Raw genomic sequence first — 13,050 nt, forward strand, 5'->3', positions numbered from 1 at the left:
TTAAGGTGCTGTGGGGCTGAAAAAATGAAGAATTAGGAGTTAGGAGTTAGGAGTTAGGAGTTGGGAGTTAGGAGTTGGGATTAATAACTCTTAACTTTTAACTCATCACTTCTCATTCCTCACTCTCTTTCTTCTTTTGCTGCTCTAGAATAGCTGGCAAATGTATTTTGCAACAAGATGGCGACAGTCATCGGGCCAACACCACCAGGAACGGGGGTAATAAATCCTGCCACCCTAGCGGTTGATTCAAAGTTGACATCGCCAATTAAGCGACTTTTGCCACTAGCATCGGTGACGCGATTCATTCCCACATCTACCACAACAGCGCCCGGTTTCACCATATCAGCAGTGATCAGTCCGGGACGACCTGCTGCTGCAATTAGAATATCAGCATTTTGGGTGATGGTTTTGAGATTATGCGATCGCGAGTGAGCGATCGTGACTGTGGCATCAGCTTCTAGGAGCATCAGCGCCATTGGTTTACCGACCAAAATACTGCGTCCCACTACTACTGCCTGTTTTCCCTGCAAGGGAATCTCATATTCTTGTAACAGTCGCATCACACCGGCTGGGGTGCAGCTGCGTAAACCGGTTTCTCCCCGTACTAGTCGCCCCAAGTTAACTGGGTGCAGTCCATCAGCATCTTTATCGGGATCAATTTGATGTAGCAGAGCCACAGCATCCAAGTGGTTAGGTAAGGGCAGCTGCACAAGAATGCCATCCACCCGTTCATCGTGGTTGAGCGCAGTTATGACCTCTTCTAACTCCTCAAAGGTCGTTTGGGCAGAAAAATGCTTACCAAAAGAAGTGATCCCAACTTTAGCGCAAGCTTTTTCTTTATTACGTACATAAGCAGCTGACGCTGGATTATCGCCAACCATCAGCACCGCTAAACCAGGGGGTCGCCCAATTTTGGGTTGTAATAATGTGATGGCAATAGAAAGTTCTTGCTGAATTTTTGCTGCTATTGCTTTACCATCAAGGAGTTTGGCAGTTTTTGTTTCCATGAAAATTCCCAGCTATATTCGCCTTTTGTCAAAATTCAGCCGCTTCTGGTCTAGGCGGAGTCAACAGTCCAAAATCCAGAGTGAAAATATTGATTCTTGACTATTGACTTTTAACTATTATTGTGTACCTGTTTGATGTCGTAGCGTTTTTCTCACAGTAAATCCATAATGTTTATTTTCTCAGATCAACGACGTTATCTGAAGAATATAAAAATTATGGATGAAATCGGAACATTTTTTGCTCAGTTGAGAGCGTGTTTCTGCAACCGAAGAAAACATTATAGATGGGAACTGACCTAATGAAACTGGCGACAAAGCAAACAGTAGCGCAAAAATTTGCTCAATCGGTGGCTTTCATGGAACAAGCCAGAAATTTCTCCTTTTCGTTCTTGTCCGGACACAGCATTGTTCCCTACCGCCTGGGGTTGATTTTTTTCTTGGTGGTGGGACTTTGTAGTTGTGGTAGTTTGCCTTCGTCTGGGTTGAATGGGGTTAACTTAAAAATTGGCACCAATGTCACCCCAATTCGAGAAATTAAACTAAAACAAGACAATCAGGCTATAGTTTACATCCAAGGTCAGGTGGAAAAGCAAGCTCCTCTGATGAAGCAGTGGGCTTATCAAATTAATGACTCGACGGGCAAAATTTGGGTTGTTACCAATCAAAAGAATCTGGCCAAGGGGGCACAAGTGGTGATTAAGGGTAAAGTTCGCTACCGAAGTATCCCCTTAGCTGGTAAAGAATTGGGGGAAGTTTATCTAGAAGAAGAGTAATCAGCAATTAAAAATGAATATATGAATAATCAACCGGTGCATGTAGCGATCGCAATTCTTTACCAAAATAACAAGTTTCTCATGCAACTGCGCGACAACATCCCCGGTATTCTCTACCCTGGTTACTGGGGGATATTTGGCGGTCATATCGAACCTGGTGAAACGCCAGAAGTAGCAGTGAAGCGAGAAATTTTAGAAGAAATCGGCTATGATTTACCACCATTTGTTGAATTTGGCTGTTATACCGACCAAAGAGTTGTCCGTCATGTCTTTCATGCACCACTCTTGGTGGAATTAAATCAACTGGTTTTGAATGAAGGTTGGGATATGGGGTTATTGACTCCAGAAGATATTCATCAAGGTAACTGTTATTCGCAAAACGCTGGCGAAGTGCGACCTTTAGGGAATGTGCATCAGCGAATTATCTTGGATTTTATCGACAAAAAGCAACAGCCATAAGTATCAAAGTAACGGACGCGATCGCTAATTGTGTGATTACTAAAAAAGCGATCGCCTAGCTCCAATGGGGCGTTAACAAAGTGATCCACTACACATTGCTTACCATTGGGTACAAATCCATATGTATATCCCGAAAAGAGGGAAGGAGGTAACAAATGACGGGTCAGCCTCACATTGCTCACGAGGCATTCAAGCAATTCGAGCGCGATAAATTTTCACTGGTGGCCCAAGGATACGATCAAGCGATCTGATATGCGCTCAAATAACCTTCATTGCAACTGTTCGCTGAGAATAACCAAGATGATTTCAGCTTGATTTTAGACTTTTGATGAATTGTGTTAAAAGTGCGATCGCTGTACTCTAGATGTGTGAACCAGCAAATATTCATCCACCTACTGCTTGGGGATCAGGAGAAAAAAATGAGAGAACATGTAAGCCAGTCCAAAAAAGCTACTACTGCTTCCTTCTCAATACCATCTCTGAAACACCGCATACCCGGCTTTGGTTTAGATTCCTCACAAGCTTCACCCCAAGCAGTTCCATTGGTGCAACCACTTCATAAACCTCTGACGCACGACATTAGTCGAATGTCACTGCATCGTCCCCAAGCAAAACTTTCAATTAGCCAGCCTGGGGATAAATATGAACAGGAAGCTGATAGCGTAGCACAGCAGGTAATGCAAAGAATGGGGCAGCCTGTAAATCGTCAGTCTATCCAACGAGAAGCATTGCCAGAAGAGGAAGAATTGCAGATGAAACCGATGGCAAATTTCATCACGCCTTTAGTGCAACGTCAAGAAATGCCAGAGGAAGAAGAAGAATTACAAATGAAATCTCTGGACAATAACACACTTCAACGACAAGAAGCGCCAGAGGATGAAGAAGAATTACAAATGAAGCCGATGGTGCAGCGTCAGGCTCTTATGGCTGCTGCGCCAGACATAGAAGCGTCGATTAACCAAGCAAGGGGTGGGGGACAGGCGATGGCGGAGAATATTCGCCATCCGATGGAACGGGCGTTTGGCGCTGATTTCAGTGGGGTGAAGGTTCACACGGATAGTCAGTCTGACCAGTTGAATCGGTCAATTCAGGCGCGGGCTTTCACGACGGGACATGATGTGTTCTTTCGGCAGGGAGAATATAATCCTGGGAGTCGCGGGGGACAGGAGTTGTTGGCGCATGAGTTGACCCATGTTGTGCAGCAAAATGGGGGGGCGGTGCAGCGAACCAACCGACCAACGATATATAAACATCTGGGCGAAGTCCAGAGGAAGCCAGAAAAAAAAGAAGGAAAAGAGGGTGGGACGCATGTAGACGATTTAACAGGGGTGGAGTTGGAGGAATTGGATCTTGGGGAGTTTATGGTTCTCACTGGTTCGCTGAAGGGAACGAAGGTGCGATATGAATCGGAAGAAAAATATTACTACACCGAGAATGCGGACTTTGAGCAAACAGAAGTACAGTTGGGAGAAGGAAAGGGAGGAGCGAAGGAAGAGAAGAAGGAAGAGGAAGTAGAGCTTGTGGATCCGAACAAATTCGTTCTGAATCTGAGGGATGACCTCCAGGAGTATAGTAGAGTCGAATCGATAGAGATGCTAATACAAAAACTAAATGAGAAAGCAAAAAATGAGGAGTTGAAAGTTTACGAGAAAGACCGGGCGGCAGATACATTGAAGAGGGTGCTTGACCTAAGCAACTCACCTGCTGATTCATGGCCAGCGATCAAGGTATCCGGACAAACGGTTGATCAGGGAAACCACCGGATTTTGGTGGCGATAATTCGCAAAGAGAAGATAAAGGTAAAGAAATAAAGGTACACAGAAACAACTGCATAGAATACAACCGAGCAAGTATAAGACATTTATCCGCCAAATTGGGGGAGAATTGAAATTCCAGAAATGCTTAACAGTATTTGGGATATTTAGAAGAGTTGGGGTGTGGTGTGGTGCGGTGCGTTACGCTTTGCTAACGCACCCTACATAGCTTCAGAGAAGGCAGAAGTTGCTATAGATTGCGCGAAACACCCAAACGTGAAGGCGGAAGTTACTTCAGGAAAGGCAGTAGTGCAATCGCATCTCTTTTAGGTTGGGCAAATGGACATAATTCATGATGAAATTGTCAAATAATCATAAATTGCCCACCCTACCCCTCTTGTAGTGCGATCGCCGATCTTGTAGGGTGGTTAGCGGTGAGAGTACGGCATCAACCAAACCCCAATCGAAGCGATTAGAACCTATTATTTTCCCAATAACTCAAAGAACGTTTCCTTGTTAATACCAATATCCTGAATCATACCCATTAGAGTTCCTTGTTTTAGGTCTTTTCCCGAATGAATAGGAATCACAACCCTTTGTCCATGACTTCAATAACTTACTGAAACAATGATGTTCCAGAAACATTGCTCATTTTTTAACTGTTTTTGACACGACACTTGTAAGGGCGCTTTGCCTATGGCGACCGTAGGCGATACCCGATACTCCCCATACTATAGATATATATTTCCCGAAAATTTAGACTTTGGGTAAATTGCTTGATGAGTGCGATCGCTGTACTCTAGATGTTGGTATCAGCAAAATATTCATCCACCTACTGCTTGGCCATCAGGAGAAAAAAATGAGAGAACGCATAGGCCAGCCCAAAAAAGCTACCACTGCTTCCTTCTCAATACCTACACTCAAACAACCGATACGCGGCTTTGGTTTAGAGTCCTTTGGTGCTTCATCTCAAGCGGCGAGTGAGGTGCGGTTTAACAAACCTCTAGGGCACGACATTAGCCGAATATCACTGCGCCCACAAACAAAACTCACAGTTAACCAGCCAGGAGATGTTTACGAGCAGGAAGCTGATAGAGTAGCAGGGCAGGTAATGCAGACGATGAACGAACCTGTAAATAAACAATCTGTGCAACGGGAAGAATTGCCAGAGGAAGAAGAATTACAAATGAAATCCCTGCCGGATTCCAATATTTCACTGCAACGGGAAGAATTGCCAGAAGAGGAAGAATTACAAATGAAGCCCCTTACTGCTTCGCCTCAAGCAGTTACTGGGGTGCAACCCTCAAACAAACCTCTTACCCACGACATTAGTCGAATGTCACTGCGTTTACAAACAAGACTCACAGTTAACCAGCCAGGAGACGTTTACGAGCAGGAAGCTGATAGAGCAGCACAGCAGGTAATGCAGAGGATGAGCGAGCCAGGAAATCGCCAGTCTATCCAAAGGGAAGCATTGCCAGAGGAGGAAGAATTACAAATGAAATCCCTGGCAAATTCCATTACTCCTGTGGTGCAGCGTAAAGGTGGTGGAGTAGCAGCTACCTCCGACCTGGAAACCTCAATCCAACAGGCACGTGGAGGTGGACAGCCACTCTCAGACGATATCCGCCAACCAATGGAACAGGCGTTTGGCACTGACTTCAGCGGTGTGAAAATCCACACAGATAACCGCTCTGATCAGCTCAACCAATCTGTCGAAGCGCGTGCTTTCACCACAGGACAGGATATCTTCTTCCGTCAAGGAGAATATAGTCCAGGGAGTCATGGAGGGAAGGAATTACTTGCCCATGAATTAACTCACGTTGTCCAACAAAATGGTAGTGCGCTTGGGCGTAAATCGCTTCCTGACGAGGGGATTAAAAAAAACAAGATACAAGCTGAAGCCCTTCTTAACTCCCCTTCTGAGTATCCATCAGTAATCCAGCGTAACCCTTTTAAAAAGGTTAAAAAATTCTTTTCCAAAGACGGTGGCAATATAGATAACGGTGGCAATGAAATACAAGAAATACAGGTGAACGGGGAGGACTGGAAAAAATACATGGAGTTAGATATCCTGACGATGCAGCCTAGCGATATCATAACGGACAGGCAATTTGGGCATAATTTATATATAAATATCAGATGGTACAACAAATCGCAGAAAAGATTGCGCCTTATGACACCGCCACCACTGGAATATTTTGAGGAAATAACAAAGATCACGACAGACAGCGGCGGCAATAGGACTACGGAAACAGAATCGGTTGATCAGTACGCAAAGAGTCCAAATTCTAATACTTTCCGTAGCTACGTACGGGGAACTAAGGACATGATTGTAGATCCAGGTAAGTCGCTCACGGCAATATTTCTTGATCCGCCGCAGATCACAATAACACAAGGGTATAAATCCCGCACAGTTAAGTTCAAAATCGGGTTACAGGGGTCGCAACAGTGGCTAATGGGTGTGCAGCGACTAACGTGCGATAATAACAAGATAATAGAGCATGAGTTTATCCCAACAATACTTAGGGCTGGCTAAGAGGATGTTTGAAAAGTCCTCTTGTCGGTAGTAAAACGTTTTAGATCCTCCTAAATCCCCCGATAAATTGGGGGACTTTGATTCCAATTCTCTCCTTTTTAAGTGGGGTTAGAGGGGATCAATAAGTGCCTAAAATCACAGCCAACCACTTTTCAAACAACCTCTAAGAACCACGGCACAGTTGTTATAGAAAACTTAAATGTGTCTGGTCTGCGATCGCCTGTTTTTTAGGATACAACGAGTTTGAAAACACGCCCTAGCCTGTGGACTAGTTAACTCCGACGTTGCTAGGGTGAAGCAGGAAGTAAATTTCAAAGCCCTAGTAGTTATCTGAAATAGAAAAGTCTGGTTTAGGCAGCTTTGCATAAGTTTTATGTAAGGGTAGTTAATCAGCCATTATTCATAGTGATACCGACAAGTCAGAAAATCAATCTGAGCGTTTCCCACCCGATATACAAGCCGATGCTCTAAATCAATTCGCCGCGACCAAATATCTGCATCCATATATTTCAAAGCTTCCGATTTACCATACTCAGTACTGAGTGCTGAGTGCTGAGTGCTGAGTGCTGAGTAAGAAGAGTACTCAGTAATTTTGCCTTATGGTAAAAGCCCTGCCCCTTGTGGAGCCACTGCGGTCTTGGCTTGTAGCCAAGAGGAGTAAGTGGCGTGGCGGAATCTTTCTATTCCTGAGTTGGTTGATACCCCGCCCCTTCCTTGTGGGCGGTCTTTTAACTCAGCACTGGGAACTCGGAACTCAGCACTCTTCATTAATACCCTCAAATGGGTCTTGCATTACAGCCGTAACCAAATCTAATATTTTCGATGCTTTATGGAAATCTTGCTTAAACCACCAAGCTAAATCTTCTTTGAATTTAGAACTAAAACCACGACTTCGATTAACAATAACTGGTTTAATTTCACCAGGTTCAGCTTTATTTTTCTTCTTCTTGCTCAATCCCCAACTCCTGCTGAAGTTCTGCGATCGCTTGAGGTTGGATTTTGCCAGTTTTTGACTCTTCTATTGCATCCAGTAAACGACGCGCATTAGTAGGCGATCGCAAAAGATAAACCGTCTCAAGCAAACTCACCAAATCTGACTCAGCAATCAAGGCTACATTTTCAGCATCACGGCGGTTGATAATATACACCTGATGTTTTCTACTACCAGTTCTAACAACTTAAAAAAGTCATTTCTCGCATCGGTTGGGGATGTGATTTTGTAAGGCAACATTAGTTGATGTACATAATTATGTACATATATTATCAACTATTAATCATCTAGCAAAAATTCTACTGACCTTGAGGAAGCGGTGTCTAACGACAAGCCCTCCGGGTTCGGGGGTTCGCAAGACGCTCGTTCGCCTTTGGTGTCTCCCCTTCTCCCAAAGGGAGAGGCTAGCGCCAAGGGAGAGGAGAAGACTGCGACCCCCTCACCGCTACGCGTCTGTGCCAAAATTGAAGGGTAGTTGATAACCCAATACGCTTGGGTTAAAGCCAAAAACCTTAACCTACAATTATCCTTAACCCAAGCGTATTGGTTGATAACCTACCAACTACCCCATGAAATCTGACAGCTTTTAGCAAACCTAATCCATTAGCTAAAGCTTTTTAATTACACAACATATACAGTGAAATTAACTAGATTATCCTGACCAAATCGCACTGAATCGCCATTAATCAGGCGATATTGCATACCAGGAGTAAGGGGATTGTTGTTTAAATAAATACCATTCGTACTCATATCAACAATCATGTATGCATTTTGCGACCAGTCCCAATCGACTCGCGCATGACGACGAGAAACTATTCCTTCATTGGGGATGCCGGTCAAGTCAATTTCTGGCGGCGCTATTCCTGGACTCTGACTGCGGCGACCAATATAACCTCCTTCCCCAACGAGGTTAAATTCTCTTCCCGTGGTATGAATCAGCTTTAAAACTGGCGCTCTTTGAGGCGGGGGAGTATAAACAGGCGGTGTTGGTGGATAAGAAACCCGTGGCTGATAGACTGTTGAATAATCAACAGGAGCTTGTTGGGGAACTTGGTAGTTAGGTTGGTCTGTTGGTGGCCGCTGATACTGAACAGGTGGTTGTTGACTAGGTGGTTGTTGACTAGGCGGTTGTTGACTAGGTGGTTGTTGACTAGGTTGTTGTTGATTGGGCGGTGGTTGACTAGGTTGTTGTGGTGTAGGGGAAACTACATTACCTATAGGAGTGGAACACCAGGGACAAACCTTAGCATTGTTAGGCAGGGCGCGGTTAAAATATTCGCAACTGGGATTAGGGCACCGATTTGCAGGCATAGGAATTTATATCATCAGGCATAGGTTGTAAAGCTACAAGACCTACTTTACTAAGTAAACACTGACCCTGACGAGTGGTTAGCATCTGGGCAAATGTAGAACCACCAGGCAGGCGGCTGCTGTCTTTAGGGTACACTACAAAAATAGGGTATCCCAAAGGGTAGCTTTGGAAAGTTGTGACATCAACATAATAATCATCATGTTGACACAAATCATCTGAGGGATTAATTGAGCGGCGATCGCGCCGTTGAAACAGAGGTTGAATAGCCGACTTTTTGCCATCTGCGATCGCTAGCGGATAGCCAGTACACTGACTCGAAGTTTTACTGATAATGCCAAAACTAATAATACCAGTGGTTCGCCCTTCTAGAGTCTCGCTGCGGATCTGATTTTGGGTTTTTGTTGTATCAAGTTTAGTAACCTTCGCTTTAAATAAAGCTTCGTCTTGAGGGGCGTTTTTGAGAACTATTTCTTGAAATTTACTGATTGCTTCCGGTTCAGTTGGGGCAAAAGGTTTCAAAGTCAGATTTGGAAGTTTGGGACTAATTTGCTGCCAATTAGTAATTTTACCTGTGTAAATTTGACGCAATTGCTCAAGACTTATTTGCCCCCCAAGAGCATTAGCAAGATTTGAGTCTCTCTTATTAAATGCTACAAAAACAAGTAACCCATCATAAGCAACTGGTTTCTTAGCAAGTTTATCTGTAATCTGATCTACTAAACTAGTAATTGCAAAATCTTTTTTGTTTGTTTGGACTTCTTCGATACTTTTAATCGGATTATTTACATTTGATGACAAAACAGATTCATAGTTAAATGTTGCTGTTGCATCTGACTTTGGTCTGGTCAATAAATCTCCTAAACGACTGTTGTCTACTGGTTGTGTTAAAACATAACTCCATGTACTGTCTTTTTCTCCTGTGTAAGTAAATTGTCCAGAAGGAACGTTGGGGACTTCTGAGAAATTCCGCAGAAGTCCAGACCATTGTATATATTGATTAGGACTATCTGTTTTCTTACCCCAAAGCCAATACCAAATTCCCCCGCCAAGTAGTAATAAAGCCAGAATTACTAGCAGAATTAAGGGCATTGGCAAACGCTTTTCTCTTTCTTGAGAAGCTGGCGAACGCACTGAACTTTTGGCCTGATCTTCTTTGGGTAGTTCCAGCAGTGCTTGACGAGCCACTTCCGCACTCTCGAAAGCAGTTTCCAGCCCCATTAAACGATAAATAAACTGCTTTAAATGGCTATCGGTATCTGGCCATTGTTGATTATCTCTAGGATCGAGAGGCTGGTTAGATGAAAAATTAGTTGTCCGTCCTGCCCATAAAGAAAAGGCTACCAATCCTAATGATTTTAAATCTTGCTCAGGTCTGGCGGGGGCGGGTTGAGCAATAATCGGTGGAATAAATAAGTTTTCCCAGATAGCTAAATCACAAAAGTATATAGAGAACTTTTGATTGTTTTCTACTTTAATCAAAGTACTATCTAAACTGATGTTGCCGTGAGTGATACCCAGTTGGATTTGATTTGAGGGAAAACGCAGCTTTTGGGTGTGGAGAAACTGGAGAGTTTGCAAACCTTGATTTAGAACCTCACGCACTTCAGGAGATGTCATTGCTCCCTTCTCTATGAGATATTTACCTAAAGTTTGGGATGACTCTATTCCTTGAGTGATTAAATAGCAGCGTTCTCCTTTTTGATCAGCGATCGCTTCTTTAGTTTCGACAAGACGGAAGTTTTGAATTCTACTATCGCCTAAACTTACCCCACCCACCCGTTTGAAAGTCTCTTTTCGCTTCAGAGTCTCGCTTTCATTAAAAGAACGATTGGGTAGCAGGTATTCTTTGATGATTACAGGCTGTTTGTCCTTGAGTTGGATACCTGAATATAAGCGGCCTAAACCCCGTACACCAACAAAACTAGCTATTTGATAAGTCCCCTGATTCCCTTTAATCTCAGCCTCCTGCGGTAAAGTTGCTGGAAAACCACATTCCAAGCAAAACTTAGCGCCCTTGATTTGCTGCGCCGTTTGGAAGGGGCGATCGCAATTTAAGGGAGAATTGTACGAGCAGGGGTATTCTTGATAAAAAGATTCAAATGAAGGCATATAAGCAATTCAAAATTCAAAATTCAAACTGAAAAACCTTCTGTTGGCAAACATCCTGACTACTGACTATATACAAGTTAAATGTGGAATAGCTTACAAACAGTTTCGTGAATTGCGTCTATTCCTTCTATCGCTATCAAGCGTGAACTAATCCTAACTTGAGGGCAGCCACAATAGCTTGAGTCCGGCTAGTAACCTTCAATTTTTCAAAAATACTTGTGAGATGCGCCTTAACAGTAGCAACTGTTACATATAAACGTTTAGCGATTTCTTCATTAGAAGCACCTTGAGTTAACCAGTATAAAACTTCTTGCTCTCTTTCGGTTAAATGTACCTCATGACATGCTTTCACACAAGAGTCTGAATAAGCCTGAAAAAACCGGAAAAATCGACTAGCAACCTCTGAAGGGAGATAAATTTCCGACCTTGTAACAGTATCAATAGCTTCACACAGTTGTGTTGCCAAACGATTTTTAAACACATAACCTGCGGCTCCCGCCTGCATTGCTCTAAAAATCCAGTCGTCTTCTTGATGAGCCGACAATACTAAAACCTTGCCAGTATAAGCAGTTTCTTTGAGACGAGCCAGAACTGTAATCCCATCACATCCTTTCAATTGCATATCCAGCAAAATTAAATCTGGACTCTTTTTGGCTGTAAACTTTAAAACTTGCTCAACAGAATCTGCATCACCCATAACTTCTACAGGTAATGCAGAATTAATACTATAAAAATTCAAGAGAGTACGTAACCCTTGGCGGAAACGTTCTTCGTCATCTACCAGCAGAACTGAAAGTTTTTTATGTTCATTAGTCATTTTTTTAATTATGAATCATGAATTATAAATTATAAATTATTTATCGACTCCTTGGTCGAGGCAAAATCATAGAAAATTGCGCTCCACTTTCTGACAAAACTTGCGCCCAGATACTTCCTTGATGATCCAGAATAATTTTTTTAGCAATAGTTAAACCCAGTCCTGTACCTCCTCGACGCCGGGAATAAAAGGGAGTAAATACTTTTTGTAAATCCTCTTGAGATAGTCCTGGCCCTTGGTCTGATATTTTAATTAAAACTTCATCTTGAAAAATTTGCCAGCTACAGATAATAGTTCCTGAATTAGGACTGAAATGAACAGCATTACTAAGGATATTGTCAAATACTTGTTTCATTTGTAATCTGTCTATCTTCAGTATCGTCGATGTATCGGGAATCGATATATTAAGCTTTTTCTGATTAATTAGAGGTTGTAAATTTGTGATACTTTCAACTACCAAGCTTCTTAAATCTTGAAGTTTTACCCTTAATTTTGCACTTTGCCCACAATCAATAAGCTCATTTAAATTAGTATCTAAATCTTGTATGCTTTCGCCGATGATTGTTGCTTGCTCTTGCCAAGGGCTATCCTCTAAGCCTAAGCATAGATTATGTGCATACAATCCTATAAGTCCTAGAGAGTTACGCAATTGATGTCCTACTCGATGCAGGATATCTTCCAGGAGTTGAATTTCAGTTTTTTGTCTTCCATAGTCTAAGTAAATATCTACATACTTACTCATGAGTATAGCAGAACGTTTTACGTATAATTGCAAACTCTCTGAGAGAGGTTCATGAGTAATGATTTGAATGTATTCAGGTTTTTGATTTCTATAGCCTATGGGGCAAATGTAAGAAATGGATGAAAAGTCCTTAAGTCTAAATTTATGTAAAGTCAAAGCAGGCGGAAAATCTGTAAGCCATGCTTCTGAACGCAAATAAGCTAAAGTTTTTGGAGAAAAAGGAATTTGGTCTTGACCATAATTTATAACTTCCTGAGTAGCTCTCAGTAAGCAATCATGATAGACAATACGAGCGAAAAAAATTGGATATTGACTAGTTAACTGCTCAGACTCTAGCTGACAAAAGCTTTGGATGTCTGAGGAACTCAAATAATTCGAGCCATTTTCTAGTTTTTGTATAGAAAAGCTTAGTGTCATAGCTTCACTCGCTTTTTGCAACTAATTTTACTATTCTGCTGACCAGTATAAAATTATGCAGTCTCAGGATTGTTTATTTTTTTGTTAAGTTATCTTGTTAGATATTCATCCAAAAAACTATTAAGTTTCT

13 protein-coding genes and 1 pseudogene are annotated in these 13,050 nt (G+C 42.4%); 4 read left to right on the top strand and 10 right to left on the bottom strand.

Annotated elements, in window-relative coordinates:
* Positions 1 to 119: 119 nt before the first annotated feature.
* A complete protein-coding gene (gene folD / locus V7K30_RS14160) occupies positions 120 to 1,007 on the bottom strand; it encodes a bifunctional methylenetetrahydrofolate dehydrogenase/methenyltetrahydrofolate cyclohydrolase FolD (protein ID WP_335000117.1) in 888 nt (295 codons plus the stop codon).
* Between the two features lie 299 nt (positions 1,008 to 1,306).
* Here folD and V7K30_RS14165 point away from each other — a divergent pair, with 299 nt between their 5' ends.
* The 3 genes from V7K30_RS14165 to V7K30_RS14175 all read left to right on the top strand — a co-directional run bounded on the left by V7K30_RS14165 (position 1,307) and on the right by V7K30_RS14175 (position 4,050).
* A complete protein-coding gene (locus tag V7K30_RS14165) occupies positions 1,307 to 1,780 on the top strand; it encodes a hypothetical protein (RefSeq protein ID WP_335000119.1) in 474 nt (157 codons plus the stop codon).
* Between the two features lie 21 nt (positions 1,781 to 1,801).
* Positions 1,802 to 2,239, top strand: a complete 438-nt coding sequence (locus tag V7K30_RS14170) for an NUDIX hydrolase (RefSeq protein ID WP_335000121.1) — start codon at positions 1,802 to 1,804, stop codon at positions 2,237 to 2,239.
* A gap of 419 nt (positions 2,240 to 2,658) precedes the next feature.
* On the top strand, positions 2,659 to 4,050 hold the full coding sequence (locus tag V7K30_RS14175) for an eCIS core domain-containing protein (protein WP_335000122.1): 1,392 nt from the start codon (positions 2,659 to 2,661) through the stop codon (positions 4,048 to 4,050).
* Between the two features lie 425 nt (positions 4,051 to 4,475).
* Here V7K30_RS14175 and V7K30_RS14180 read toward each other — a convergent pair whose 3' ends face one another.
* A complete protein-coding gene (locus tag V7K30_RS14180; RefSeq protein ID WP_335000125.1) occupies positions 4,476 to 4,583 on the bottom strand; it encodes a hypothetical protein in 108 nt (35 codons plus the stop codon).
* A gap of 269 nt (positions 4,584 to 4,852) precedes the next feature.
* On the opposite strand from V7K30_RS14180, the gene V7K30_RS14185 reads away from it, so the two are divergent.
* The gene (locus V7K30_RS14185) at positions 4,853 to 6,532 is read left to right on the top strand and encodes an eCIS core domain-containing protein (protein WP_335000127.1); all 1,680 of its coding nucleotides are present in this window, start codon (positions 4,853 to 4,855) and stop codon (positions 6,530 to 6,532) included.
* A 396-nt stretch (positions 6,533 to 6,928) separates the two neighbouring features.
* Here the strand turns inward: V7K30_RS14185 and V7K30_RS14190 are convergent, their stop codons facing one another.
* From V7K30_RS14190 to V7K30_RS14225, 8 genes and pseudogenes are all read right to left on the bottom strand, one after another.
* Positions 6,929 to 7,123 carry a Txe/YoeB family addiction module toxin gene (locus V7K30_RS14190; RefSeq protein ID WP_442941066.1) on the bottom strand — a complete coding sequence of 65 codons (195 nt, stop codon included), beginning with the start codon at positions 7,121 to 7,123 and terminating at the stop codon, positions 6,929 to 6,931.
* A gap of 6 nt (positions 7,124 to 7,129) precedes the next feature.
* Positions 7,130 to 7,300 carry a hypothetical protein gene (locus tag V7K30_RS14195; protein ID WP_335000129.1) on the bottom strand — a complete coding sequence of 57 codons (171 nt, stop codon included), beginning with the start codon at positions 7,298 to 7,300 and terminating at the stop codon, positions 7,130 to 7,132.
* The gene (locus V7K30_RS14200; protein WP_442941064.1) at positions 7,287 to 7,487 is read right to left on the bottom strand and encodes a hypothetical protein; all 201 of its coding nucleotides are present in this window, start codon (positions 7,485 to 7,487) and stop codon (positions 7,287 to 7,289) included. The genes V7K30_RS14195 and V7K30_RS14200 overlap by 14 nt, the downstream gene beginning before the upstream one ends.
* A pseudogene (locus V7K30_RS14205) lies at positions 7,465 to 7,763 on the bottom strand (type II toxin-antitoxin system Phd/YefM family antitoxin). Before V7K30_RS14205 ends, V7K30_RS14200 begins: the two are co-directional and overlap by 23 nt.
* 381 nt (positions 7,764 to 8,144) lie before the next feature.
* Positions 8,145 to 8,834 (bottom strand): FHA domain-containing protein, encoded by a 690-nt coding sequence (locus V7K30_RS14210; protein WP_335000131.1) that lies wholly within the window; start codon positions 8,832 to 8,834, stop codon positions 8,145 to 8,147.
* Positions 8,812 to 10,944, bottom strand: coding sequence for a substrate-binding domain-containing protein (locus tag V7K30_RS14215; RefSeq protein WP_335000133.1), 2,133 nt, complete (start codon positions 10,942 to 10,944; stop codon positions 8,812 to 8,814). Before V7K30_RS14215 ends, V7K30_RS14210 begins: the two co-directional genes overlap by 23 nt.
* A gap of 136 nt (positions 10,945 to 11,080) precedes the next feature.
* Positions 11,081 to 11,761, bottom strand: a complete 681-nt coding sequence (locus V7K30_RS14220) for a response regulator transcription factor (protein WP_335000135.1) — start codon at positions 11,759 to 11,761, stop codon at positions 11,081 to 11,083.
* A 40-nt stretch (positions 11,762 to 11,801) separates the two neighbouring features.
* On the bottom strand, positions 11,802 to 12,920 hold the full coding sequence (locus V7K30_RS14225) for a sensor histidine kinase (RefSeq protein WP_335000137.1): 1,119 nt from the start codon (positions 12,918 to 12,920) through the stop codon (positions 11,802 to 11,804).
* Between the last annotated feature and the right edge of the window lie 130 nt (positions 12,921 to 13,050).

Source organism: Nostoc sp. (genome assembly GCF_036917655.1).
In the GTDB taxonomy this organism is placed as follows: Bacteria; Cyanobacteriota; Cyanobacteriia; order Cyanobacteriales; family Nostocaceae; genus Nostoc.

Bases quoted from the DNA above. Each gene is read 5' to 3' on its own strand.
- folD (WP_335000117.1), bottom strand. From the start codon at position 1,007: ATGGAAACAAAAACTGCCAAACTCCTTGATGGTAAAGCAATAGCAGCA.
- V7K30_RS14165 (WP_335000119.1), top strand. From the start codon at position 1,307: ATGAAACTGGCGACAAAGCAAACAGTAGCGCAAAAATTTGCTCAATCG.
- V7K30_RS14170 (WP_335000121.1), top strand. From the start codon at position 1,802: ATGAATAATCAACCGGTGCATGTAGCGATCGCAATTCTTTACCAAAAT.
- V7K30_RS14175 (WP_335000122.1), top strand. From the start codon at position 2,659: ATGAGAGAACATGTAAGCCAGTCCAAAAAAGCTACTACTGCTTCCTTC.
- V7K30_RS14185 (WP_335000127.1), top strand. From the start codon at position 4,853: ATGAGAGAACGCATAGGCCAGCCCAAAAAAGCTACCACTGCTTCCTTC.
- V7K30_RS14195 (WP_335000129.1), bottom strand. From the start codon at position 7,300: ATGAAGAGTGCTGAGTTCCGAGTTCCCAGTGCTGAGTTAAAAGACCGC.
- V7K30_RS14210 (WP_335000131.1), bottom strand. From the start codon at position 8,834: ATGCCTGCAAATCGGTGCCCTAATCCCAGTTGCGAATATTTTAACCGC.
- V7K30_RS14215 (WP_335000133.1), bottom strand. From the start codon at position 10,944: ATGCCTTCATTTGAATCTTTTTATCAAGAATACCCCTGCTCGTACAAT.
- V7K30_RS14220 (WP_335000135.1), bottom strand. From the start codon at position 11,761: ATGACTAATGAACATAAAAAACTTTCAGTTCTGCTGGTAGATGACGAA.
- V7K30_RS14225 (WP_335000137.1), bottom strand. From the start codon at position 12,920: ATGACACTAAGCTTTTCTATACAAAAACTAGAAAATGGCTCGAATTAT.